The following is a 22416-nucleotide window of genomic DNA, read 5'->3' as shown; positions in this document are numbered from 1 at the left end:
GAAGTTAAGAAAAAGTGTCGTGCCAGAGCGCCAAGTGTCAGGGAGACTTGGGGACGAGAGGAGCAAGCGTGAAAGGGTGATGGAGCTAACAGGTGCATGCCACAACATCTTCAGCGCCTGTGAGACCGAGCGCCGCCCGCGCGGCGCATCGCGAGCGAAGCTCGCTCCTACATTTGTTTCGGGCCAGTCATGCCTGTGATGGCGGCGCGCGACCGCCTTGTTTGTACCCTTTGATATCGAGCCATGCGCCAAGGCGGTCGCGCGCGCTTGGCACAGGATTCATTGGCCCGAAACAAATGTAGGAGCGAGCTTCGCTCGCGATGCGCCGCGCGGGCGGCGCTCGGTCTCACAGGCGCTGAAAACCTCCCGGCGAACACCCCCGCCGCAAACACCTGATCCCCCTACACCCCACCCCGCCGCACATGCTTCACCAACACCTTCTCCAGCAACTCCCACATCGCCGGCTCGGTACTGAACGCCACGTTGAAGCGCATCCACCCGGTCGCCTTGGCATCGACCATGAACAGCTGCCCAGGCCCCAACATGATGCCTTTCTCCAACGCATCATCCAGCAACGCCGCGCTGTCCGGAATCGCCGGGTGGCGGGTCCAGATATACATCCCTTCATCCGACTCGATGAACAATTCGAAACCCAACCGATGCAGGTGCCGGCCAACTTCCTGGTGCGCTTCGGCCAAGCGCTGGCGCAGGCGTTTGAGGTGCTTGCGCCAGCGCCCGTCGATGATCGCGGCATACACCACACGCTCCATCACTTGCGAGGTGGTCAGGCCCGAGCGCATCTTCAGGTGCAGCAGCTTCTGCATCAGTTCGGGGTTGGCCAGCATGTAGCCAACGCGCACATTGGGCGAGATGCTCTTGGAGTAGCTGCCCACGTACACCACCTGCTGCAGGTGGTCGAGGCTGGCCAGGCACGGCTGCGGCTCGGCGACCATGTCGGCGTACAGGTTGTTCTCCACCAGGCGGAAACCGTGCTGGCTGGCCAGTTGCAGCAGGCGGTGCAGCTGCGGCAGCGGCGTGCGCGAGCAGGTCGGGCTGTGCAGGTGCGGCTGGGTGAAGAACGCAGTGGGGCGGTGATGGCTGAGCAACTGCTCCAGCTGGTTCAGGTCGTAGCCGGCCGGTGTGCGCGGCACGCCGACCAGGGTCGCGCCCTGGGTACGCAGGATGCTCATCAGGTTGGGGTAGCCGGGGTCGTCCACCAGCACCACGTCGCCCGGGCGCACTAGCGTACGCGCGGCCAGGTCCAGGGCCTGGCTGGCGCCGTGGGTGAGCATCAGTTGCGCCGGGTTGGCGACGATCGACAGTTCCTGCTGCAGGTTCTGTGCGGTCAGCGCGCGCAGCTCCGGCAGGCCCATGGGGTCGCCGTAGCCCGACAGCTCCAGCGGGCTGCCGGCCACCTGGCGCAGGCCGCGGCGCAGGCCGTCTTCGTACATCCAGTCGTTGGGCAGCCAGCCGCACCCCGGCTTGAACGGCAACTGGCGGATTTCGAAGATCTGCTGCAGGTACCACTCGGAGTTGAACGTTGGTCGACTGGTGTCGGCCTCGGCATTGTGCTGGTCCAGCAATTCACCCGCCGCGCGGTTGACGAAGAACCCCGCATTGCCCCGGCTCACCAGCAGGCCTTGGGCGACCAGACGGTCGTAGGCCTCGACCACGGTGAAGGTGCTCACCGAATAGCTCGCGGCAAAGGCGCGGATCGAGGGGACCTTGGCGCCTGGCTTGAGGGTCTGGTTGTCGATCAGCTCGCGCAGCCCGTCGATGATCTGGTTCACCAGCGGGGTCGAGGAGTCTGGATGTAATTCGAACATTCGGGGCCTTCAGGGTGCGTATCGCCCGGCGTTTGCAGGGTGTATTGCATGGGCGACCTGTACAGTGCAGTGCGAGTTTCATGCCACTGTGCATGGCTCTCTGCGTCGGACATTTTTACATTAGGTGTCAGATATCGCCACCTAAAGCATGTTCAGTTCGCCCCAGGCGCCTGCCCTGGGGCGCGTCAGCAGGCCGCCATGGAGGGCCTGCGTGTGTTCGCTCACACCATCCTGCGCGCATTAGCACTGATGTACGTGAAACCGCCAGCCATCGGGGTTTCACAGTTTTCCTTGGATAAAAAGAAGCACGGGGTACACAACTGATGGACGCAACATCCACAACCACCACCGCGAAAAGCGGGCACGAGAGCAAGCTCAGTGCCTCGCTCAAGTCGCGCCACCTGACGATGATGTCGATCGCCGGGGTTATCGGCGGCGCCTTGTTCGTCGGTTCCGGCAGCGTGATTCACAGCGCCGGCCCAGCCGCTGTCCTGGCCTACCTGGCAGGCGGCATCCTGGTGGTACTGATCATGCGCATGCTGGGTGAAATGGCGACTTCCTCGCCAGACACCGGTTCGTTCTCCACCTACGCCGATCGCGCCATCGGCCGTTGGGCCGGTTTCACCATCGGCTGGCTGTACTGGTGGTACTGGGTCATCCTCATGGCCTGGGAAGCTTATGTGGCGGGCAAGATCCTGCATGGTTTCTTCCCCGACGTCAGCGTCAACGTGTTCGTGCTGGCCACGACCCTGTTGCTGATCACCGTCAACTTCTTCAACGTCAAGCACTACGGTGAGTTCGAGTTCTGGTTCGCCTTGATCAAGGTGATCGCGATCGTCTGCTTCCTGATCGTGTGTACCGCTGCCGTGCTGAACATCTGGCAGTTCGGTGAAGTGCGTGGTATCAGCCACCTCACCGCCGAAGGTTTCATGCCCAACGGCATCACCACCGTGATCGGTGCCTTGCTTGGGGTGATGTTCGCCTTCCTCGGCGCAGAAATCGTCACCATCGCCGCTTCCGAAGCCAAGGACCCGGCCGCGCAGATCGTCAAGGCGACCAACTCGGTGGTCTGGCGTGTGTGCCTGTTCTACGTGGGTTCGATCTTCCTGATCGTCTGCCTGGTACCGTGGAACGACCCGCACCTGGGCGTTTCCGGCTACGGCGCCTACCGCCGCACCCTGGAACTGCTGGGCGTGCCGTATGCCGAGTTGCTGATGAACTTCGTGGTGCTGACCTCGGTGAGCAGCTGCCTGATCTCGGGCCACTACACTGCTTCGCGCATGCTGTTCTCCCTGGCCCAGCGTGGCGACGCGCCGTCGTTCTTCAAGATCACCCGCGCCGGCACCGGTGTACCGGTGTACGCGATCATGGGGTCGTGCGCCGTGGCCGTGGTGTGTGCGCTGATCAACTTCAGCGAGACCCTGCGCCCGAAAGACGTGCTGGAAACCTTGATGAACACCACCGGCATGATCGCCCTGCTGGTGTACCTGGTGATTGCCTTCTCGCAGCTGCGCATGCGCCGCAAGCTGATTGCCGAAGGCAAGGAAGTGCGCCTGAAGATGTGGCTGTTCCCGTGGCTGACCTACCTGGTGATCGCGTTCATCGTGGCCGCCCTGGTGACCATGGCCTTCATGCCTGACTACCAGATCCTGGTGATCTCCACCGGTATCGCCGCGGCAATCGTGGTGGCGATGGGTGTGGTGCACCAGATCCGTACTGGCAAGCAGCACTAAGCGTCACGCGCTTCTTAAAACGGCCGGCTCCCTGGGGGGACCCGGCCGTTTTGTGTTGTTGGGCCAGGGTTTTCCCTCGGACTTCTGGCGTTTTGCTTGTTGGACCGCGTCAGACCTATCAGAACAGGGCAGATGGCATATGCTGAACACATTGCCCGCCCAAAGGAGCTTCACATGGCCTGGTCCGCCACCCAGTATTCCCAGTTCGAAGACGAACGCACGCGCGCCGTGCGCGACCTGCTCGCCGCCGTGCCGCCACGCCCGGTACGCCACGCCACCGACCTGGGCTGTGGCCCCGGCAACTCCACCGAGGTGCTGCTGCAGCGTTACCCGGATGCCCAGGTGACGGCCCTGGACAGCGACCCGGACATGATCGACAAGGCCCGCGAGCGCAAACGGCTGTGCATCCCCCGCGTGCGCACGGTCATTGGTGACATTGCAGGCTGGTCCGCCCCCGAACCGCAGGACCTGATCCTGGCCAATGCCTCGCTGCAATGGGTACCTGACCATGCCTCGCTGTATCCGCACCTGGTGCGCCAGCTGAGCGAAGGTGCCAGCCTGGCCGTGCAGACCCCGGACAACCTCGACGAGCCGGCCCACCGGCAACTGCGCGAAATCGCCAGCCAGGGTCCCTGGGCGGCGAAGTTCGCCGATTTCCAGCTGCCGCCACGGCACAACGCGGCGTTCTACTACGACCTGCTCAGCCCGCTGTGTGCGCGGGTGGATGTGTGGCGTACCACCTACCATCACCCGTTGGCCGGCGGCGCCGAAGCCGTGGTGGAATGGTTCAAGGGTTCTGCCTTGCGTCCGTATCTGGGGCGGTTGGAGGCGCAGGAGCAGGTGGATTTCCTGCAGATGTACCTGCAGGCGATGCAGCGCGACTACCCGCCGGCCACCGATGGCAAGGTGCTGTTGCCGTTCCCGCGGCTGTTCGTGATCGCTACCCGCTAGGGCGGTGCCAGCGCCAGGCCACGTAGCTGTAGATGCCGAGGTTGAGCAGCAGCACGAAAGTGCCCAGCAGCAGCTGGATGTGCGGGGTCAGCCCGGCGGGGTAGATCAATGGCCAGATGTAGTGCTCGACGAAGCCGCCCTGATAGCCCGCGTCACCGGCAGCGCTGCGCATGCGGTTTTCCCAGGTGGTCAGCGGGCAGCCCAGGTGCAGGCATTCTACCGCCAGGCCCCAGGTCAGGGCCGGCAGGTGCAGCAACAGGGCAGGGCGCCAGCGCAGCACCAGCAGGCCGCCGAACAGCACCAGCAGGATGAAGGCCAGGTGCAGCAGGACCAGGGTGTCGGCGGCAAGGCGGTAGAGCATGAGGAGTTGTTTTGTGAATTGAGTTCTTCCCAGCATAGATGGGTTGCCTGTACTGGCCTCTTCGCGGGTAAACCCGCTCCCACAGGTACTCCACGGAACCTGAGAACTGTGGGGGATCTGTGGGAGCGGGTTTACCCGCGAAGAGGCCGGCACAGGCTTACAACCCTTCCTCCACCATCTGCAGGAAGGTCGCCACCACCCGCCGCGTGCGCTGTTCACTCAGGCACACCAGTGTCTCGGTCAGGTGCCGCTGGCAATCGACGATCGGCAACGCACACACCCGCGCATCCGCACCAAACTCCGCCGCCGATACCACCCCCACACCAATCCCCACCACCACCGCTTCCCGCGCCGCTTCCCGGCCTTCCACCTGGATCGCCGGGCGAATCCGCAGCCCGGCCCGTTGCATCTCTTCTTCCAGCGTCTGCCGCGTCACCGACCCGGGCTCGCGCAGCACCAGCGGCATATCGTCCAGATCCGCCAGGCTGATCGCGCCACGGCTGGCCCATGGGTGCTGGTGGGAGACGAACGCCACCATCGGGTCGCGACGCAGCGGCAGGCAGTGCAGCCGCTCATCGTCGACGTCCCGCCCCAGCAGGGCCAGGTCGGCCTGGTAGCTGAACAGCCGGGCCAGCGACTCGTCGGTGTTGCCGGTCTCGATCTTCACCTGGATGCCCGGGTAGCGCTGGCAGAAGCGGGCGATCTGCGGCAGCACGTGCACTGGCGCATCCACTGCCAGTACCAGGCTGCCGGTGTGCAGCGCACGCGAATCCTGCAGCAGTTCATGGGCTTCGGCCTCGCAGGCGAACAGGCGCTGGCTGATACCCAGCAGGCGCTCGCCGAGGTCGGTGAGCTGCACCGAGCGCTTGTTGCGGTGGAACAGCAACACGCCGAAGCGCTCCTCCAGTTTGCGCACCTGGTCCGACACCGCGGGCTGGGTAAGAAACAGCTTCTCGGCGGCGCGGGTAAAGCTGCCGTGAACTGCCACGGCATGGAAGGCCTTGAGTTGTGCGTGGGAAACCGACATGACGACCTCAGTAACAAGCTGGGCTTATGTGTGAAATACGATAAATCGATTTTATTTATCTTACTGCAACTGTTTCCATGCATGTCAGCCCGACGCAGGCACCACAAGCGCCGCCAGGGCCATGGCGCCCACACGGTGCCATCTGACCCGATGACAGCCTCGTCATCGCTGTGCGTAACACAAGAACAAGACAGGCGTTTCTTCACATTCTGCCGGCACACTTGAGCAAGAGGTCAGACTTACATGAACCAATCCCTAGCCGCGTTCAAACGCTGGCGCATCCAGATTTTTGCCATTACCTGGCTGGCCTACGCCGCCTTCTACTTCACCCGCAAGGCCTTCTCGGTGGCCAAGCTGGGCATCGCTGAAGACCCCAACTTCATGCTCGACAAGGCCGCCATGGCCAACCTCGACGCCATCTACCTGGCCGCCTACGCCGTGGGCCAGTTCACCTGGGGCATGCTTGCCGACCGCTTCGGCCCGCGCGTGGTGGTGCTTGGCGGCCTGCTGATTTCTGCTGCCGCGGCGGTGGTGATGGGCAGTTACGCCACGTTCCCGATCTTCGCCACCTGCATGCTGGTACAGGGCCTGGCGCAATCCACCGGCTGGGCCGGGTTGTGCAAGAACATCGGCAGCTTCTTCCCCGCGTCGCAGCGTGGGCGGGTGCTGGGCCTGTGGAGTTCCTGCTATGCCTTTGGCGGCCTGGTGGCCTCGCCGTTCGCCGGCTGGTGGGCCTATACCCTGATCGGTACCTGGCACGCGGCGTTCTTCTCCAGTGCTGCGGTGGTGGCGCTGGTGGCCGTGCTGTTCTTCTTCCTGCAGCGCAACAAGCCTGAAGACGTTGGCCTGCCGGCGGTTGAGCCCGAGCCGCAGAGCATGGCCCCGGCCGGCAACCTGTGTAGCGTGTGGGCGCCGCTGAAGGAGATCCTGCGCAACCGCACGGTGCTGACCCTGGGGCTGGCGTACTTCCTGTTGAAGCCGGCGCGCTACGCCATCCTGCTGTGGGGGCCGGTGATCGTCTTCGAGCAGATGCCTTCGGTAGGCAAGGTGGGTGCAGCGATCATCCCGACAGCCTTCGAACTGGCCGGGCTGCTCGGCCCGATCATCATCGGCCTGGCCTCCGACAAGCTGTTCGGCGCCCGGCGCATGCCGGCCTGTGTCATCAGCCTGCTGCTGCTGACCGTGGCCCTGGCGGCATTCATGGCGGCCATGCACACCGGCAGCGTGATCCTGGTGGTGGCCCTGCTGTTCGTCATGGGCCTGACCCTGTACGGGCCGGACTCGATGATCAGCGGCGCTGCGGCCATCGACTTCGGCACCGCCAAGGCCGGTGCCACCGCAGCGGGTTTCGTCAACGGCTGCGGCTCGGTGGGGGCGGTACTGGGCGGGCTGCTACCGGGTTACTTCGATGGTGTCACGGTGTTCATCGTGTTTGCCGGCTGCGCGCTGTTCTCGGCGCTGGTGCTGCTGCCGCACTGGAACAGCCGCCCGGCCAGCGCTGTGCAAAGCACCGATGTGGCACCGAATACCAGCATGGCAATCAAGCCACTGCGTACCTGAAAGGAAAGCGAGCGAATGAGACCCTTCTGGCTGCAACAGGCCCTGGATTCGGCACAGGAAGCGGTATGCCCGCCGCTGCGAGGCGATGCCCGTTGCGATGTATGCATCGTCGGTGGCGGCTACACCGGCCTATGGACCGCACTGATGCTCAAGGAGGCGGTGCCGGCCCTGGATATCGTGCTGATCGAGGCCGATATCTGCGGCGCCGGTGCCAGTGGCCGCAACGGTGGTTGCGCGTTGTCCTGGTCGGCCAAGTACTTCACCCTCGAGCGCCTGTTCGGGGTGGCCGAGGCGGTGCGCCTGGTGCGCGAGTCGGAACGCAGCATCGATGAAATTGGCGCGTTCTGCGCGGCCAATGGCATCGACTGCGACTACCGCCTGGACGGCACGCTGTACACCGCCACCAATGCCGCCCAGGTCGGCGCCACCGACGCGGTGATCGCTGCGCTGGAGCACAAGGGGATCAATTCGTTTCGCCGCCTGCCGCTGCCGCAGGTGCAGCGTCTGGCGGGTTCGGTGCGGCACCTGGAAGGCTGGTTCTCGCCAGCCGCGGCCACGGTGCAGCCGGGCAAGCTGGTGCGCGGCCTGCGCCGGGTGGCCTTGCAGCGCGGCGTACGCATTCATGAGGGCACCGCCATGACTGGCCTGGAGCACGGCGCCCCGGTGCAGGTGCGCACGGCTCATGGCTCGGTGCGCGCCGACCGCGTGGTATTGGGCCTGAATGCCTGGATGGCGCGGGCCTTCCCGCAGTTCGAACGCAGCGTGGCGATTGTTTCCAGCGACATGGTGATCACCGAACCGTGCCCCGAGCTGCTGCGCCAGATTGGCCTGGACAGCGGCATCAGCGTGCTCGATTCGCGGATTTTCGTGCATTACTACCACAACACCTCCGATGGTCGGCTGATGCTCGGCAAGGGCGGCAATACCTTCGCCTATGGCGGACGCATGTTGCCGGTATTCGACCAGCCGTCGCCGTACCGGCCACTGCTGCGTGAAAGCCTGGGCGGGTTTTTCCCGGCGCTGGCCGAGGTGCCACTGGCGGCCAGCTGGAACGGGCCGTCCGATCGCTCGGTGACCGGTTTGCCGTTCTTTGGCCGGCTGGACGGGCAGGGCAACGTATTCTATGGCTTTGGTTACTCCGGCAGTGGTGTCGGGCCGTGCCACATGGGCGGGCAGATTCTTTCGTCGCTGGCGCTGGGGCTGGACAACCCGTGGACCCGTTCGCCGCTGGTCAAGGGGCCGCTGGGGCTGTTCCCCCCCGAGCCGATCCGCTACCTGGGTTCGCTGATGGTGCGCAATGCCATCCGCCGCAAGGAGCGGGCCGAGGACCACGGTTTACGTCCGCGCCGGCTGGACGTGCGCTTGGCGCGGTTTGCCGCGGCGGCAGGCAAGGCGGACAAAGGCTGATGAGATTTCTTGTCGAACACAGGCCTGAGGGCGTATAAACTGCACCCACTTTTGGCCGGTCGCTTCCTGAACCGGCCGCTGAAACAAGAGAGTCGACATGGGCGCACAGTGGAAAGCCAAACATAAAGAAGCCGCGGCCAACGCCAAAGGCAAGATCATGGGCAAGCTGTCCAAAGAGATCCAGATCGCTGCCAAGGCCGGTGCCGACCCGGACATGAACCCGCGCCTGCGCCTGGCCATCGAACAGGCCAAGAAGGCCTCGATGACCCGCGAGACCCTGGAGCGCGCAATCCGCAAGGGCGCGGGTCTGGACGGCGATGCCGTGCAGTATTCGGCGGTAAGCTACGAAGGCTTCGCTCCGCACCAGGTACCGCTGATCGTCGAGTGCCTGACCGACAACGTCAACCGTACCGTCGCGCAAATCCGCGTGCTGTTCCGCAAGGGCCAGCTGGGTGCCAGCGGTTCGGTGGCCTGGGACTTCAACCATGTCGGCCTGATCGAAGCCACCCCGAACGGCGACGCCGACCCGGAAATGGCGGCCATTGAAGCCGGTGCCCAGGACTTCGAGGAAGGCGACGAAGAGGGTTCGACCCTGTTCATCACCGACACCACCGACCTGGACGCGGTGCAGAAAGCCCTGCCGGAGCATGGCTTTACCGTGACTTCGGCGAAGATTGGTTACACCCCGAAAAACCCGGTGAGCGCGGCCAGCCTGAGTGCTGAAGCGCTGGCCGAGGTGGAAGCGTTCCTCGAGGCGATCGACGAGAACGATGATGTGCAGAACGTGTATGTCGGCCTGACTGACTGATCTGCATATCCGGGGCCGCTTTGCGGCCCTTTCGCGACGCAAGGCCGCTCCCACAGTGGAACACATACTCCATGTGGGAGCGGCCTTGTGTCGCGAAACGAGGGCAAAGCCCTCGCCAGCGGTCTGGAGCCGAACCCCGATGAACCCCACCTTCGCCTCCCTCAGCCTCGCCCACCTGCGCACCCTCGACCACCTGCTGCAGCTGAAGAACCTCAGCCACGCCGCCGAGCGTCTGGGCGTCAGCCAGTCCGCCCTTAGCCGTCAGCTGGCCCACCTGCGCGAAGCCTTCGACGACCCGTTGCTGGTTCGCCAGGGCCGCGGTTACGTGCTCAGCGAACACGCCGAAGCCCTGGTCGAACCCCTGCGCCAGGTTCTCGAAGAGCTGCACGCCCTGCGCCAGCCCGCAGTATTCGACCCGGCGCGTTGCGAGCGGCGCTTCTGCCTGGCAGCGTCCGACTATGTGGCCGAGCACATGCTGCCGCTGCTGGTGGCGGCGCTGGAGCGCGAAGCGCCGGGCGTATCGCTGGAGTACCGTACCTGGCAGGCCGGCCAGTACGCCTTGCTGGCCAGCGGTGAGATCGACCTGGCGACCACCTTGTTCGACGAGTCGCCACCCAACCTGCACGGGCGCCTGTTGGGCGAAGACCGCGCGGTGTGCCTGATGCGCCACGACCACCCGCTGGTCGCCCACGGTGCGCTCAGCCAGGCCGACTACCTGGCGCACAAGCATGTGCGTATTTCCGGCGGTGGTGACAAGGACAGCTTCATTGACCGCCACCTGCGGGCCCAGGGCCTGCAACGGCGGGTCAGCCTGGAGGTGCCGTTCTTCTCCGCCACCGTGCAGGTGATCGCCAACAGCCAGGCGCTGGCCACCGTCCCCGAGCACATCGCCCGGCAGCTGTGTCGCCTGCATGACCTGGCCTGGCGGCCGCTGGGTTTCATCGACCACAGCCAGCGCTACTGGGTGGTGTGGCACCAGCGCCTGCAGGCCTCGGCCGAGCACCGCTGGTTGCGCAACCGGGTGTTCGAGTTGTGGCGCCAGTCGCAGTTTGGTGTGCAGGGCGGGCATGCGGGTTTGCCATAACAGGTATGCGCGAAGCGGGGTTATTCACTTCGGGATAGGTGCCTAGACTGGGGGCATTGTGTTGCCTGTACCGGCCTCTTCGCGGGCACGCCCGCTCCTACAGGTACTGCATCGCCTGGAGGAGCGGGCGTGCCCGCGAAGAGGCCAGTACAGGCAGCGAACAACCCACAGGAGACCCCAGGTGACCCCCGAACAATTCCGCCAGTACGGCCACCAACTGATCGACCTTATCGCCGATTACCGCCAAACCGTTGGCGAGCGCCCGGTCATGGCCCAGGTCGAGCCCGGCTATCTCAAGGCCGCCTTGCCCGCACAGGCCCCTCAGCAAGGTGAACCTTTCGCAGCGATCCTCGACGACGTCAATCAGTTGGTCATGCCTGGCCTGTCCCATTGGCAGCACCCGGACTTCTACGGTTATTTCCCCTCCAACGGCACCCTGTCGTCGGTCCTCGGTGACTTCCTCAGCACCGGCCTTGGCGTGCTGGGCCTGTCGTGGCAGTCCAGCCCGGCCCTGAGCGAGCTGGAGGAAACTACCCTCGACTGGCTGCGTCAGCTGCTCGGCCTGTCTGGCCAATGGAGCGGGGTGATCCAGGACACCGCATCCACCAGCACCCTGGTGGCGCTGATCTGTGCGCGCGAACGCGCCAGCGACTACGCACTGGTGCGCGGCGGCCTGCAAGCCCAGGCCAGACCACTGATCGTCTATGTCAGCGCCCACGCCCACAGCTCGGTGGACAAGGCAGCACTGCTGGCCGGTTTTGGCCGTGACAACATCCGCCTGATCCCGACCGACGAACGCTACGCCATGCGCCCGCAAGCACTGCAGGCGGCGATCGAGCAGGACCTGGCCGCCGGCAACCAGCCCTGCGCCGTGGTCGCCACCACCGGCACCACTGCCACCACGGCCCTCGACCCGCTGCGCCCGATCGGCGAGATCGCCCAGGCCCATGGCCTGTGGCTGCATGTGGACTCGGCCATGGCCGGCTCGGCGATGATCCTGCCGGAATGCCGCTGGATGTGGGACGGCATCGAGCTGGCCGACTCGCTGGTGGTCAATGCGCACAAGTGGCTGGGCGTGGCTTTCGATTGCTCGATCTACTACGTGCGCGACCCGCAGCACCTGATCCGGGTCATGAGCACCAACCCCAGCTACCTGCAGTCGGCGGTGGATAGCGAGGTGAAGAACCTGCGTGACTGGGGTATCCCGCTGGGCCGCCGGTTCCGCGCGTTGAAGCTGTGGTTCATGCTGCGCAGCGAGGGCGTAGAGGCGTTGCAGGCACGACTGCGGCGTGACCTGGACAATGCCCAATGGCTGGTCGGGCAGGTTGCGGCGGCTGGGGAGTGGGAGGTACTGGCGCCGGTGCAGTTGCAGACGTTGTGCATTCGCCATCGGCCGGCGGGGCTTGAAGGGGAGGCGCTGGATGCGCATACCAAGGGCTGGGCAGAGCGGTTGAATGCGTCCGGGGATGCCTATGTGACGCCGGCGACGCTGGATGGGCGGTGGATGGTGCGGGTGTCGATTGGCGCATTGCCGACCGAGCGGGAGCATGTCGAACAGCTCTGGGCGCGCCTGCAGGAAGTGGTCAAGGGCTGAAACTGCCGGGGCCGCGTTGCGGCCCATTCGCGGGCAAGCCCGCTCCTACAGGGACTGCATCGGCCTCAGGCTTGATGCGACCCTGTGGGAGCGGGCTTGCCCGCGAATGGGCTGCAGAGCAGCCCCCTGCAATCGATCAGTGGCTCACTGCCTGAAAGCTACCTTTACGGCTAGCTTCATAGGTGGTCTTGTCCATCGGCTTGGCATCGGGGTTACCCAGGTCTTCCATCGCCAGGCGATGGGTTTCCGGGGCAATGTACGCTGCCAGGGCGCACACGCAGGTGATGAAGAACGCCAGCCCACCAACCACCAGCGGGATGTTGTCCGAGCCGGGTGGGGCAACCAGGGCGAACAGCGCTGGCAGCATGGCGGTCAGCATGGTGCCGATGTTCTGTGCGATGGCCATGGCCGAAACACGGTAGCGGGTGTGGAACAGCTCTGGGTAGAAGCTGGGGAATACCGCGTTATAACCCTGGTAGACCATGCCCCACATGACGATCGACGAGGCGAACGCCAGCGGTACGTTCTGGATGCTGATCGCATACAGGTAGAGGAACGCCAGCAGGCCCGAGCCCAGGCAACCGGCGATCATGGTCGGGCGACGGCCGATCTTGTCGGACAGGTTACCTACAAACGGGATCACCAGCACCGCGACGATGTTGCCGACTACCGGAATCCACAGGTACACGCTCTTGTCGAAGCCGATGCCATAGGCCGGCTGTACCGCGTAGGCCGCACCGAAGATGGTGGCCACCACCGGGATCACGTTCATCAGCGCCATGAACATCACCAGCACCATGTGCTTCCAGCTGTGGCGGAAGGCCTCGCTGATCGGCGACTTGGCGACTTTGTCCTGCTTCTCTTCCTTCACGAACGCCGGGGTTTCGTGCACTTCCTTACGGATGATGAAGCCGGCAATCAGCACGATGGCGCTCATCAGGAATGGAATGCGCCAGCCCCAGTCGTTGAAGGCTTCGCTGGGCATGAAGTAGGCCAGTGGCAGGAACACGGCCGCCGCCAGCACCTGGCCAGCCTGCACGCCTTGCAGGGTGAAGCTGGCGTAGTAGCCCCGTCGGCCGAATGGAGCATGTTCCATGATCATCGAACTGGCACCGGAAATTTCACCAGCCACGGCAAAGCCCTGGATCAGACGCAGCACCACCAGCAAGGCCGGGGCGAGCAGGCCGATGTCGTGGTAGGTGGGCAGCAGGCCCACGGCCATGGTCGACAGACCCATCAGGAACATGCACAGCAACAGTACGTTCTTGCGGCCGCGGGTGTCACCCCAGTGGCCCAGCACGAAGGCGCCGAACGGGCGCGCCAGGTAACCCACGCCGTAGGTGGCCAGCGAGGCAATGATGGCCATTTTCGGATCAGTGTTAGGGAAGAAGATCTGCGGGAAAATCAGTGCAGCGGCCTGGGCGTAGATGAAAAAGTCGTAGTACTCGAGTGCCGAGCCTATCCATCCACTGGCGGTCGCTTTCTTGGCTTGAGAGCTGGAGTGAGCCATCGTTGTCTCCGTTGTTATTGTTGTTAGCGCAGGTTCCGCCGGAGGTTAGCCAAGGCAGGAGGCAGTGGTCGGTGTGCCTGCGTCTGTGGTTCATGTTGACCACGGGCCAGCGGACTGGCAATTCGCTAAAACGGGTATTGTGCGATAATCGAACGCAAAACTAACCATTCCGTACAAAGAGATTGAAGCGACGACTCTACCTGCGAATAATCGATCGTGCCATAAACTGTGACAGTGTTTTTTTACCTGTCTGGCACCGTCTCCCTCTAACAACAAGGAACTCCCGCCATGCAGCGTTCGATCGCTACCGTGTCCTTGAGCGGCACCCTGCCGGAAAAGCTCGAAGCCATCGCCGCCGCCGGTTTTGACGGCGTCGAGATCTTCGAAAACGACCTGCTCTATTACGCTGGCAGCCCGCGCCAGGTGCGGCAGATGTGCGCTGACCTGGGGATTGCCATCACCCTGTTCCAGCCGTTTCGCGACTTTGAAGGCTGCCGCCGCGACCGCCTGCAGAAAAACCTCGACCGCGCCGAGCGCAAATTCGACCTGATGCAGGAACTGGGCACCGATCTGGTGCTGGTGTGCAGCAACGTCCAGGCCGATGCCCTGGGCGAAGAACAGCTGTTGGTCGACGACCTGCGCCTGCTGGCCGAGCACGCTGGCAAACGCGGCCTGCGCATTGGCTACGAAGCCCTGGCCTGGGGCCGCCACGTCAACACCTACCAGCAAGTCTGGAACCTGGTGCGCCAGGCTGACCACCCGGCCCTCGGGGTGATCCTCGACAGCTTCCACACCTTGTCGCTCAAGGGCGACCCGAGCGCGATCGGCGATATCCCCGGCGACAAGATCTTCTTCGTGCAAATGGCCGATGCGCCGATCCTGGCCATGGATGTGCTGGAGTGGAGCCGCCACTTCCGCTGCTTCCCGGGGCAGGGCGAGATGGACATGGCCGGTTTCCTGGCGCCAATCCTCGCCACTGGCTACCGCGGGCCGCTGTCGCTGGAAATCTTCAACGACGGCTTCCGCGCTGCACCGCCCCGGCAGAATGCCGCCGACGGCCTGCGTTCGCTGCTGTACCTCGAGGAGCAGACTCGCCTGCGCCTGGAGCAGGAAGGCACGCCGATCGAACCCGGTGTGCTGTTCACCCCACCGGCGGCCAGTGCCTATGACGGTGTGGAGTTCCTCGAATTCGCGGTCGACGAGGCCGTCGGCGCGCGCCTGGGTAGCTGGCTGAAGCGCCTGGGCTTTGCCGAAGCCGGCAAGCACCGCAGCAAAGAGGTGCAGTTGCTGCGCCAGGGTGATATCAACATTGTGCTGAACGCCGAACCCTATTCCTTCGGCCACAACTTCTTCGAGGCCCACGGGCCGTCGCTGTGCGCCACCGCACTGCGGGTCAAGGACCAGCAAGCTGCCCTGAAACGTGCCACCGCCTACCGTGGCCAGCCGTTCCGCGGCCTGGTCGGGCCTAACGAGTGCGAAGTGCCGGCGGTACGTGCGCCGGATGGCAGCCTGCTGTACCTGGTAGAGCAGGGCACGGCTGGCCAGACCCTGTACGACACCGACTTCAGCCTGGACAAGAACGCCACGGCCACCGGCGGCCTGCGCCGCATCGACCACATGGCCCTGGCCCTGCCGGCCGAGTCGCTGGACAGCTGGGTGCTGTTCTACAAGAGCCTGTTCGACTTCGCTGCCGACGACGAAGTGGTGCTGCCGGACCCTTACGGCCTGGTCAAGAGCCGCGCACTGCGCAGCCAGTGCGGCACCTTGCGCCTGCCGCTGAACATCTCGGAAAACCGCAATACCGCCATCGCCCATGCGCTGTCCAGCTACCGAGGTTCGGGGGTGCACCACATTGCCTTCGATTGCGACGACATCTTCCGCGAAGTGGCGCGGGCCAAACTGGCTGGCGTACCGCTGCTGGAGATCCCGCTGAACTACTACGACGACCTGGCGGCGCGTTTCGATTTCGACGACGAATTCCTCAGCGAACTGGCCTACTACAACGTGCTGTACGACCGCGATGCCCAGGGTGGCGAGCTGTTCCACGTGTACACCGAGCCGTTCGAAGAGCGTTTCTTCTTCGAGATCATCCAGCGCAAGGGGGGGTATGCCGGTTACGGTGCGGCCAACGTCGCGGTGCGCCTGGCGGCCATGGCCAAGGCCCGCAGCGGGGCGGTGCGCAAGCCGGTCCTCTGACCCCAGCGCGGTCCCTGTAGGAGCGGCCTTGTGTCGTGATGGGCCGTTCCTACACCGACCGCGTATGCTTCAAGGGCGCTCGGCCACCAACAGCAGCGACTGCGGCAGCGCACTCTGTGGGTGCTGTGGCTCCTGCAAACCGACCAGCCGCAACCCCGCCATGTCCAGCGCGTTCAGCCAGCTGGCCAGGGTGCGGAAGTACCAAGGCATCACGTGCCAATCCCCGGCAAGCCCGGCAAACGACTCCTCCCGCCAGCCATCCTGGTAATTCCCATCCGCCACACTCCATGGGTGCAGGGTCTGGATCACCAGCGCACCGCCTGGCACCAGCAACGCATTCATCGCCGCCAGCAGCGGGATGATGTCCTGCTGCAACAGGGCGAAGTTGGCACAAACCAGGTCATAGTCCTTGCCAACATAGGCCTGGGCATCGGCCAGCTGTGCATAGCTGGCCAGGTGCACCTCGGCGGAACCCGCAGCGCGCGCGGCATCCACCAGCGCCCGGTCACCATCCACACCTACCGCCTCGACACCACGGTCGCCCAGCGCCCGCAGCAGCCAGCCTTCACCACAGCCCAGGTCGAGCACGCGTTCGGGTTGGCGACCAAGGATGGCCAGCAGGATGGCCTGGTCGGTGACCTGGCGGCGGCTCTCGATTGCGCCACTGCGCACCGCATCGATCCAGGCCTGGGCGTTGTGCTGCCAGCTATCGAGCAAGGTATCTTCAGGGTTGCGCATGGTCATCTCCGTTGTGGTCGATTCCACCAGCTGCCGCCAGAGCGATCAGCTGGCCGCAGCGCGCTGTCGCTTGACCCGGTACATATCGCCATCAGCATGGCGCAGCAGCATGTCGGCATCGTTGCCGTCCTCGGGGAAACAGGCCACGCCAATGCTGCAGGAGGGCGCGTCGATGCCCGCAAACTCGGCACCGAGAGGCTCGGCCATGGCTGCCAGGATGCGTGCAACCTGCTCGGCAATGGACTCTGGTGACGCGTAGTCGGTCAGCAGCACGGTGAACTCGTCGCCGCCCATTCGCGCCACTGTATCGGTCGTACCCACACAGCCTTCCAGGCGCCGTGCCAGGGTGCACAGTACCCGGTCGCCCACGCTGTGCCCGTGGTTATCGTTGATGTCCTTGAAGTCATTGATATCGATGAACAGCAACGCCAGCGGGTGGCTGTGGCGCCGGGCCGCGGCAAGGGCGGTGTCCAGCCGCTCATTGAACATGGCCCGGTTGGCCAGGCGGGTGAGGGGGTCATGGTGGGCCAGGAAGCGCAGTTCCTCCTCGGCCTGGCGTTGGGCGGTGATATCCCGCGCCACACCGATGCGGGCATCGGCTTCATCGGACCAGCAGGCCGCCCACAGGATATGCACGATCCCGCCATCCTTGCGGATGTATCGGTTGCGGAAGTCGTAATGGGGTTGGCCGTTCATCACCCGGACGATCGATGCGCGCGTGATCGCCAGGTCGTCAGGGTGCATATAGTCGGTGATCGGGGTGCCGATCAGTTCGCAGGCCTGGTAGCCCAGCAGCGCCTCGCAGGCATCGCTGACGAAAACGATCTGGTTGTCCCTGTCGACCACGAACACCGTGTCCAGCATCAGGTGGATCAGCCTGGGGTATAACGCTTGTAGGTCGACGGGCATAGGTCAGGGCGTCCGCGGCGGGGTGACCGATCATAGCCTGAAATGGAACAAAATGCGGTAGGCGCCGCTATGGGAGCGGGCATGCCCGCGAACACCGGCGCAGCCGGTGCCATCCACCGCGTCGCCTGCTTCGCGGGCATGCCCGCTCTCATAGAACAACACATAAATCATTGATTTAGCGGGGCTCTGTGGGAGCGGGCGTGCCCGCGAAACGGCCAACGCGGTCTATGGCACCGGCTACGCCGGTGTTCGCGGGCACGCCTGCTCCCACAGTGCTGGCGATTGTCAGTTGCTCACCACCAGTTCCGGCCCGAGGTAATCGTTGATCTGCTGGATATCGTCATCCCCCAGGCTACCCACCGACGACGCCAGGCGCAGCCGCGACATCAGGTAGTTCAACTTCGCCTCGAACAGGTCGTGGCGGGCGTCATACAGCAACTCTTCAGCATTGAGCACATCGGAGTTGGTGCTGGTGCCGCCTTCCTTGAAGCCTTTGCGGGCCGAAAGCAGCGAGCGTTCGTTGGACGCCACGGCCTTTTCCAGCGCCTGAATGCGCAAGGCGCCACTCTGCACGCCGCGGTACTCACGAGTGGTGTCGGAAATCACTTCCTGGCGCGTAGCGTCCAGTTCATCCAGGGCCTTGGAACTGTTGGCGCTGGCCTGGCGGGTGAGGGCGCTGGTGCTGCCACCGCTGTATAGCGGAATGTTCAGCTCCAGCCCGATCGAGCTGTAGTGGTTGCGCTGGTTCAGTTCGGAAATCGACTGGCTGCTGCCAGCGGTATAGCCCGCCACGAAATCCAGGGTCGGCCAGTGCCCGGCGCGGGCGCGGTTCACTTCTTCTTCGGCCAGCTCGTAGCTGTGCCGGCGCGCATGAATCAACGGGCTGTCGGTCTGCGCCTTGACCAGCCAGTCCTGCAGGTTGCCCGGTATCAGCGGCGGCGTGTTGAAGCCTGGCTGCAAGGTGGTCAGCGACTGCGGGGTTTCACCGATGTATTCCTCCAGCTTGCGGCGAGCGTTGACCAGGTTGTCCTCGGCTTCGATCAGGTCGGCCTCGGCCAGGTCGCGGCGGGCTACCGACTCGTCGACGTCGGTGATGGTGCCGGCACCCAGCTCCTTGCGCCGCTTTGCCGACGCCAGTTGCTCTTCGAAGGCGTTCAGCTTGGCCTTGGCCAGGGTGATGGTTTCGCTGGCCAGCAGCACGTCGAAGTAGGCGTCGGCCAGGCGCACCGCAGCGTCCTGGCTCTTGGCGTCGAACACCGCCACGCTGTAGTCGGCACGTTGCTGGCCCTGACGGTATTCGGCCATCTTCTGCTTGTTGAACAGCGGTTGGCGCAAACGCACGTTGGCGCCCTTGGAGTCATAGTCCAGGTCGCTGTCCCGGCCACTCTGCCGCTGGCTGCCATTGACCTTGTTGAAGTAGCCCGCCGCGTTGATCTGCGGCAGCAGGCCGGCCTGGCCGATGGCGCGGTTCTCGCTGCCGGCTTCTTTCTCGTGCACCGCGGCGCGGTAGATCGGACCCTGGTACTGCAGCAGGTCCCAGGCTTGTTTCAGGTCCATGGCACTGGCCTGTGCGGACAACCCCAACAGGCAAAACATCAGGCACCGGTGATTCATTCACTGCTCCTTGAACGAAGCGTCCACGCGTTCGAGCATCGGCTTTAGCAGGTAGCTTAGCAGGTTGCGCTCGCCGGTCTTGATGGTGACGGTGGCCGGCATGCCGGGGCGGATGTGGTTGCTACCCAACAGGCCCATGCCGTCCTGCGTCACCTCCACCTGCGCCAGGTAGAACGGCTGTTTGCTTTCTTCGTCCATCAGGCGGTCGGCGGAGATGGTCTTGACCCGACCCGGGATGTTCGGCGTCCGCGCATGGTTGAAGGCCGGGAAGGCCAGGTCCACGTTCAGGCCCGGGACCATCTTGTCGATGGCCTGTACCGGGATCATCGCGTCGACCTGCAGCGGCTGGTCGAGCGGCACCACTTCCATGATCTTGGCCCCAGGCTGGATGATGCCGCCGACCGTGGCAATGCTCAGGGCCTGGACCATGCCGTCGATCGGCGAGCGGATCACCGTGTGGGTCACTTCGTAGTCCAGCGCGCGCAGGCGGTCGGCCAAGGTGGTGTTCTCCTTGGCGGTATCGGTCAGTTGCGACTCCACTTCCTTGAGGTAGTCGTGCTGGCGTTGCAGCATGCGCAGCTTGATCTCGGTGGCCTGGCTGCGCGTGCGGGCAATGTTGTTGAGGTTTTCGGCCTGGCCGGCGGACAGGTCGGCATTGTTGCGCTCCAGCTCCAGCAGGCGGTTACGTGGCACGTAGCCTTCGGCGGCCAGCACGCGGGTGCCTTGCAGTTCCTGGTTGAGGAAGCCAATCTGCGAGGCACGGGCGCCGTACACCTGCTGCAGGCCCTTGAGCTGTACCGCAGTGGCGGCCAGGTTTTCCTCGAGGATGCTCAGTTCACCGGCAAGGCCCGCGCGGCGGGTGTCCAGCAGGCGCTGTTGCAGGTCCATGGCTGCCAGCAGGCGCGGGTCGTTGCCATAGTGCTTGAGCAAGGCAGGGTCGAAGGTAATCGTGTCGCGGCCATCGCGCTCGGCTTCCAGGCGGTTTTCCACGGTCTTGCTGACGATGTACTGGGCACTGACTGCGCCCTGTTCGGCCACCGCGCGCAGGGCGTCGAGGCGTACCACCTCCTGGCCTTGCTTCACCATATCGCCTTCGCGCACCAGGATTGCCTCGACCGTGCCGCCGGTCAGGTGCTGTACTGCCTTGCGGTTGCTGGTGACCTTGACCGTGCCGGTGGCGACCACCCCGGCATCCAGTGGTGCCAGGCACGACCACAGCAGGAAACCGCCAAAGCCGGCGATGACCATCCATACGCCCCAGCGTGCCGGTCGGCCCATGTCCAGGTCGATCCCGTTGCGGGCCTCGGCAGGAATCAATTCGGTGTGTTGAGTCATCTGCATGATCGGTCACTCCCGTGCTTTTACCGAAGCCAACGGCGCAGCGGTTGCCGCCGGGATCACGCTGGCCTTGCGCAGCGCCGCAAACACTTCGTCGCGGCTGCCGAGCATGTGTACAGCGCCGTCACGCAGCATCAGCACCTTGTCGACCGCGCACAGCACATTGGGCCGGTGAGAAATCAGGATTACCGTGGCACCGCGCGCCTTGAGTTCGGCCAGCGCATCGACCAGGGCCTTTTCGCCAACGTCATCGAGGTTGGCGTTGGGCTCGTCCAGCACTATCAGGTTCGGCTCGCCATACAGCGCACGGGCCAGGGCGATGCGTTGCTTCTGGCCACCGGACAGCGGGCTGCCGTCGGCTGCCAGACGAGTGTCGTAGCCCTGCGGGAAGCGCAGGATCATTTCGTGCACCCCGCTGCTGCGGGCAGCGCGGATCACCGCCTCGCTGTCCACTTCGGCGAAGCGTGCGATGTTCTCGGCGATGGTGCCCTCGAACAACTCAACGTCCTGCGGCAGGTACCCGATCCACGGCCCCAGTTCGGCTTTGTTCCAGGTGAAGATATCGGCACCGTCCAGGCGTACCTTGCCGGCCTGGGTCGGCCAAACGCCTACCAGCAGGCGGGCGAGGGTGGACTTGCCGGAGGCCGAAGGGCCGATGATGCCCAGGCTTTCACCCGGGACCAGGCTGAAGCTGACCCCACGCACGATGTTGTTGCTGGTGCCGGGGGCGCCAGCGATCACGTTTTCCACGGCCAGCATGCCCAGTGGCCGCTGCAGTGACATGCTTGGTGGCCGTTGCGGGTAGTCGTGCAGCAGCTCGTTGAGCCGGCCCCAGGCGGAACGACAGCCCAGCAGTTGCTTCCACGCGGCGATCACCTGCTCTACCGGGGCCAGGGCACGGCCGGTAAGGATCGAGCAGGCGATCATCATGCCGGGGGTGATCTTGCCTTCGATCGCCAGCAGTGCGCCGGCGCCGAGGATTACCGACTGCAAGGTAATGCGCACGAAGCGCCCGGTGCTGCTGATCAGCGCGGCGCGGTCGGAGGCCAGGGTCTGCATCTGCAGGATGCGCAAGTGGCCCTGGTACCAGCGCTTGCCGATCGCCGGCAACATGCCCATGGCTTCGATCACTTCGGCGTTGCGCAGGTTGTTGTTGGCGTAGCTGGCCGACGACATGGCCGCCTGGTTGGCCTCGGCCAAGGGTTTTTGCGTGGCCTTTTCGGTGAGGTAGGCCAGGCCCACCAGAATCAGCGAGCCGATCAGCGTGACCAGCCCCAGCAGTGGGTGGATCAGGTAGCTGACCAGCAGGTAGATCGGCGTCCAGGGGGCATCGAAGAAGGCGAACAGGCCGTTGCCGGTCAGAAACTGCCGCACCTGCGCCAGGTCCTGCAGGGCCTGGGCCGGGTTGCCGCCGGCGCGGCTCAGGTTGCGCTCGAAGGCGGCACTGAAGATGCGTCGGTTGAGGTCCATGTCGAGGAAGTTGCCCACCCGGATCAGCACGCGGGTGCGGACCATCTCCAGGGCCGACATCAGCATGAACAAGCCGATCACCAGCAGAGTAAGCATCGTCAGGGTGGTGACGTTGCGGCTGACCAAAGCGCGGTCGTACACCTGCAACATATAAATTGCTGGCGTCAACATCATGACGTTTATGACGCCGCTGAAGGCGGCCAAGGCGAAAAAGCTGCGGCGCAGGCGGAACAGCACGTCGGCCAGCTCGGAATGAGTGCGTGGTGGCTTGTGCATCGGGGCCCTCCCTT

At 64.5% G+C, this 22416-nt stretch carries 17 protein-coding genes; 8 read left to right on the top strand and 9 right to left on the bottom strand.

Annotated elements, in window-relative coordinates; translation table 11 throughout:
• Positions 1 to 401 precede the first annotated feature (401 nt).
• A complete protein-coding gene (locus tag A4C63_RS17290) occupies positions 402 to 1826 on the bottom strand; it encodes a PLP-dependent aminotransferase family protein (protein ID WP_063913751.1) in 1425 nt (474 codons plus the stop codon).
• Between the two features lie 323 nt (positions 1827 to 2149).
• Between A4C63_RS17290 and A4C63_RS17285 the strand changes: the two genes are divergently transcribed.
• The gene (locus tag A4C63_RS17285; RefSeq protein WP_025338600.1) at positions 2150 to 3559 is read left to right on the top strand and encodes an amino acid permease; all 1410 of its coding nucleotides are present in this window, start codon (positions 2150 to 2152) and stop codon (positions 3557 to 3559) included.
• A gap of 174 nt (positions 3560 to 3733) precedes the next feature.
• The gene (gene tam / locus A4C63_RS17280; RefSeq protein WP_063913750.1) at positions 3734 to 4510 is read left to right on the top strand and encodes a trans-aconitate 2-methyltransferase; all 777 of its coding nucleotides are present in this window, start codon (positions 3734 to 3736) and stop codon (positions 4508 to 4510) included.
• On the opposite strand, the gene A4C63_RS17275 is transcribed toward tam, so the two are convergent.
• Together A4C63_RS17275 and A4C63_RS17270 are read right to left on the bottom strand one after the other, a co-directional pair.
• The gene (locus tag A4C63_RS17275) at positions 4500 to 4871 is read right to left on the bottom strand and encodes a DUF2784 domain-containing protein (RefSeq protein WP_063913749.1); all 372 of its coding nucleotides are present in this window, start codon (positions 4869 to 4871) and stop codon (positions 4500 to 4502) included. The two genes, tam and A4C63_RS17275, sit on opposite strands and share 11 nt — an antisense overlap.
• Before the next feature lie 157 nt (positions 4872 to 5028).
• A complete protein-coding gene (locus A4C63_RS17270) occupies positions 5029 to 5898 on the bottom strand; it encodes a LysR substrate-binding domain-containing protein (RefSeq protein ID WP_063913748.1) in 870 nt (289 codons plus the stop codon).
• 243 nt (positions 5899 to 6141) lie between these two features.
• Here A4C63_RS17270 and A4C63_RS17265 point away from each other — a divergent pair, with 243 nt between their 5' ends.
• From A4C63_RS17265 to A4C63_RS17245, 5 genes are all read left to right on the top strand, one after another.
• Entirely contained in the window at positions 6142 to 7458 is a 1317-nt protein-coding gene (locus A4C63_RS17265; protein ID WP_063913747.1) for an MFS transporter, read from the top strand.
• Positions 7459 to 7473: 15 nt separating this feature from the next.
• Complete coding sequence (locus A4C63_RS17260; RefSeq protein ID WP_063913746.1) at positions 7474 to 8865, top strand: FAD-dependent oxidoreductase; 1392 nt, start codon at positions 7474 to 7476, stop codon at positions 8863 to 8865.
• A gap of 97 nt (positions 8866 to 8962) precedes the next feature.
• Positions 8963 to 9673, top strand: a complete 711-nt coding sequence (locus A4C63_RS17255) for a YebC/PmpR family DNA-binding transcriptional regulator (RefSeq protein ID WP_063913745.1) — start codon at positions 8963 to 8965, stop codon at positions 9671 to 9673.
• A 139-nt stretch (positions 9674 to 9812) separates the two neighbouring features.
• Positions 9813 to 10757, top strand: coding sequence for a LysR family transcriptional regulator (locus tag A4C63_RS17250; RefSeq protein WP_063913744.1), 945 nt, complete (start codon positions 9813 to 9815; stop codon positions 10755 to 10757).
• Between the two features lie 181 nt (positions 10758 to 10938).
• Positions 10939 to 12351: a DOPA decarboxylase gene (locus tag A4C63_RS17245; RefSeq protein WP_063913743.1), complete on the top strand. Its 1413-nt coding sequence runs from the start codon at positions 10939 to 10941 to the stop codon at positions 12349 to 12351.
• 136 nt (positions 12352 to 12487) lie between these two features.
• Here A4C63_RS17245 and A4C63_RS17240 read toward each other — a convergent pair whose 3' ends face one another.
• Positions 12488 to 13861 (bottom strand): MFS transporter, encoded by a 1374-nt coding sequence (locus tag A4C63_RS17240; RefSeq protein ID WP_063913742.1) that lies wholly within the window; start codon positions 13859 to 13861, stop codon positions 12488 to 12490.
• Positions 13862 to 14149: 288 nt separating this feature from the next.
• On the opposite strand from A4C63_RS17240, the gene quiC reads away from it, so the two are divergent.
• Positions 14150 to 16057 (top strand): 3-dehydroshikimate dehydratase QuiC, encoded by a 1908-nt coding sequence (gene quiC / locus A4C63_RS17235; protein WP_063913741.1) that lies wholly within the window; start codon positions 14150 to 14152, stop codon positions 16055 to 16057.
• Positions 16058 to 16126: 69 nt separating this feature from the next.
• Here quiC and A4C63_RS17230 read toward each other — a convergent pair whose 3' ends face one another.
• The 5 genes from A4C63_RS17230 to A4C63_RS17210 form a co-directional block, all read right to left on the bottom strand.
• Positions 16127 to 16795 carry a bifunctional 2-polyprenyl-6-hydroxyphenol methylase/3-demethylubiquinol 3-O-methyltransferase UbiG gene (locus A4C63_RS17230; RefSeq protein WP_063913740.1) on the bottom strand — a complete coding sequence of 223 codons (669 nt, stop codon included), beginning with the start codon at positions 16793 to 16795 and terminating at the stop codon, positions 16127 to 16129.
• A 45-nt stretch (positions 16796 to 16840) separates the two neighbouring features.
• Positions 16841 to 17704, bottom strand: coding sequence for a sensor domain-containing diguanylate cyclase (locus tag A4C63_RS17225; protein WP_063913739.1), 864 nt, complete (start codon positions 17702 to 17704; stop codon positions 16841 to 16843).
• Between the two features lie 285 nt (positions 17705 to 17989).
• Entirely contained in the window at positions 17990 to 19318 is a 1329-nt protein-coding gene (locus tag A4C63_RS17220; RefSeq protein ID WP_063913738.1) for a TolC family outer membrane protein, read from the bottom strand.
• Positions 19319 to 20659 (bottom strand): HlyD family type I secretion periplasmic adaptor subunit, encoded by a 1341-nt coding sequence (locus A4C63_RS17215; protein ID WP_063913737.1) that lies wholly within the window; start codon positions 20657 to 20659, stop codon positions 19319 to 19321.
• Positions 20660 to 20665: 6 nt separating this feature from the next.
• Positions 20666 to 22402, bottom strand: a complete 1737-nt coding sequence (locus A4C63_RS17210) for a type I secretion system permease/ATPase (RefSeq protein ID WP_063913736.1) — start codon at positions 22400 to 22402, stop codon at positions 20666 to 20668.
• Between the last annotated feature and the right edge of the window lie 14 nt (positions 22403 to 22416).

Source organism: Pseudomonas sp. p21, assembly GCF_001642705.1.
Classification (GTDB): domain Bacteria; phylum Pseudomonadota; class Gammaproteobacteria; order Pseudomonadales; family Pseudomonadaceae; genus Aquipseudomonas.
This window is presented reverse-complemented; position numbering and strand designations above follow the sequence as displayed.

Bases quoted from the DNA above. Each gene is read 5' to 3' on its own strand.
- A4C63_RS17290 (WP_063913751.1), bottom strand. From the start codon at position 1,826: ATGTTCGAATTACATCCAGACTCCTCGACCCCGCTGGTGAACCAGATC.
- A4C63_RS17285 (WP_025338600.1), top strand. From the start codon at position 2,150: ATGGACGCAACATCCACAACCACCACCGCGAAAAGCGGGCACGAGAGC.
- tam (WP_063913750.1), top strand. From the start codon at position 3,734: ATGGCCTGGTCCGCCACCCAGTATTCCCAGTTCGAAGACGAACGCACG.
- A4C63_RS17275 (WP_063913749.1), bottom strand. From the start codon at position 4,871: ATGCTCTACCGCCTTGCCGCCGACACCCTGGTCCTGCTGCACCTGGCC.
- A4C63_RS17270 (WP_063913748.1), bottom strand. From the start codon at position 5,898: ATGTCGGTTTCCCACGCACAACTCAAGGCCTTCCATGCCGTGGCAGTT.
- A4C63_RS17265 (WP_063913747.1), top strand. From the start codon at position 6,142: ATGAACCAATCCCTAGCCGCGTTCAAACGCTGGCGCATCCAGATTTTT.
- A4C63_RS17260 (WP_063913746.1), top strand. From the start codon at position 7,474: ATGAGACCCTTCTGGCTGCAACAGGCCCTGGATTCGGCACAGGAAGCG.
- A4C63_RS17255 (WP_063913745.1), top strand. From the start codon at position 8,963: ATGGGCGCACAGTGGAAAGCCAAACATAAAGAAGCCGCGGCCAACGCC.
- A4C63_RS17250 (WP_063913744.1), top strand. From the start codon at position 9,813: ATGAACCCCACCTTCGCCTCCCTCAGCCTCGCCCACCTGCGCACCCTC.
- A4C63_RS17240 (WP_063913742.1), bottom strand. From the start codon at position 13,861: ATGGCTCACTCCAGCTCTCAAGCCAAGAAAGCGACCGCCAGTGGATGG.
- quiC (WP_063913741.1), top strand. From the start codon at position 14,150: ATGCAGCGTTCGATCGCTACCGTGTCCTTGAGCGGCACCCTGCCGGAA.
- A4C63_RS17230 (WP_063913740.1), bottom strand. From the start codon at position 16,795: ATGCGCAACCCTGAAGATACCTTGCTCGATAGCTGGCAGCACAACGCC.
- A4C63_RS17225 (WP_063913739.1), bottom strand. From the start codon at position 17,704: ATGCCCGTCGACCTACAAGCGTTATACCCCAGGCTGATCCACCTGATG.
- A4C63_RS17220 (WP_063913738.1), bottom strand. From the start codon at position 19,318: ATGAATCACCGGTGCCTGATGTTTTGCCTGTTGGGGTTGTCCGCACAG.
- A4C63_RS17215 (WP_063913737.1), bottom strand. From the start codon at position 20,659: ATGCAGATGACTCAACACACCGAATTGATTCCTGCCGAGGCCCGCAAC.
- A4C63_RS17210 (WP_063913736.1), bottom strand. From the start codon at position 22,402: ATGCACAAGCCACCACGCACTCATTCCGAGCTGGCCGACGTGCTGTTC.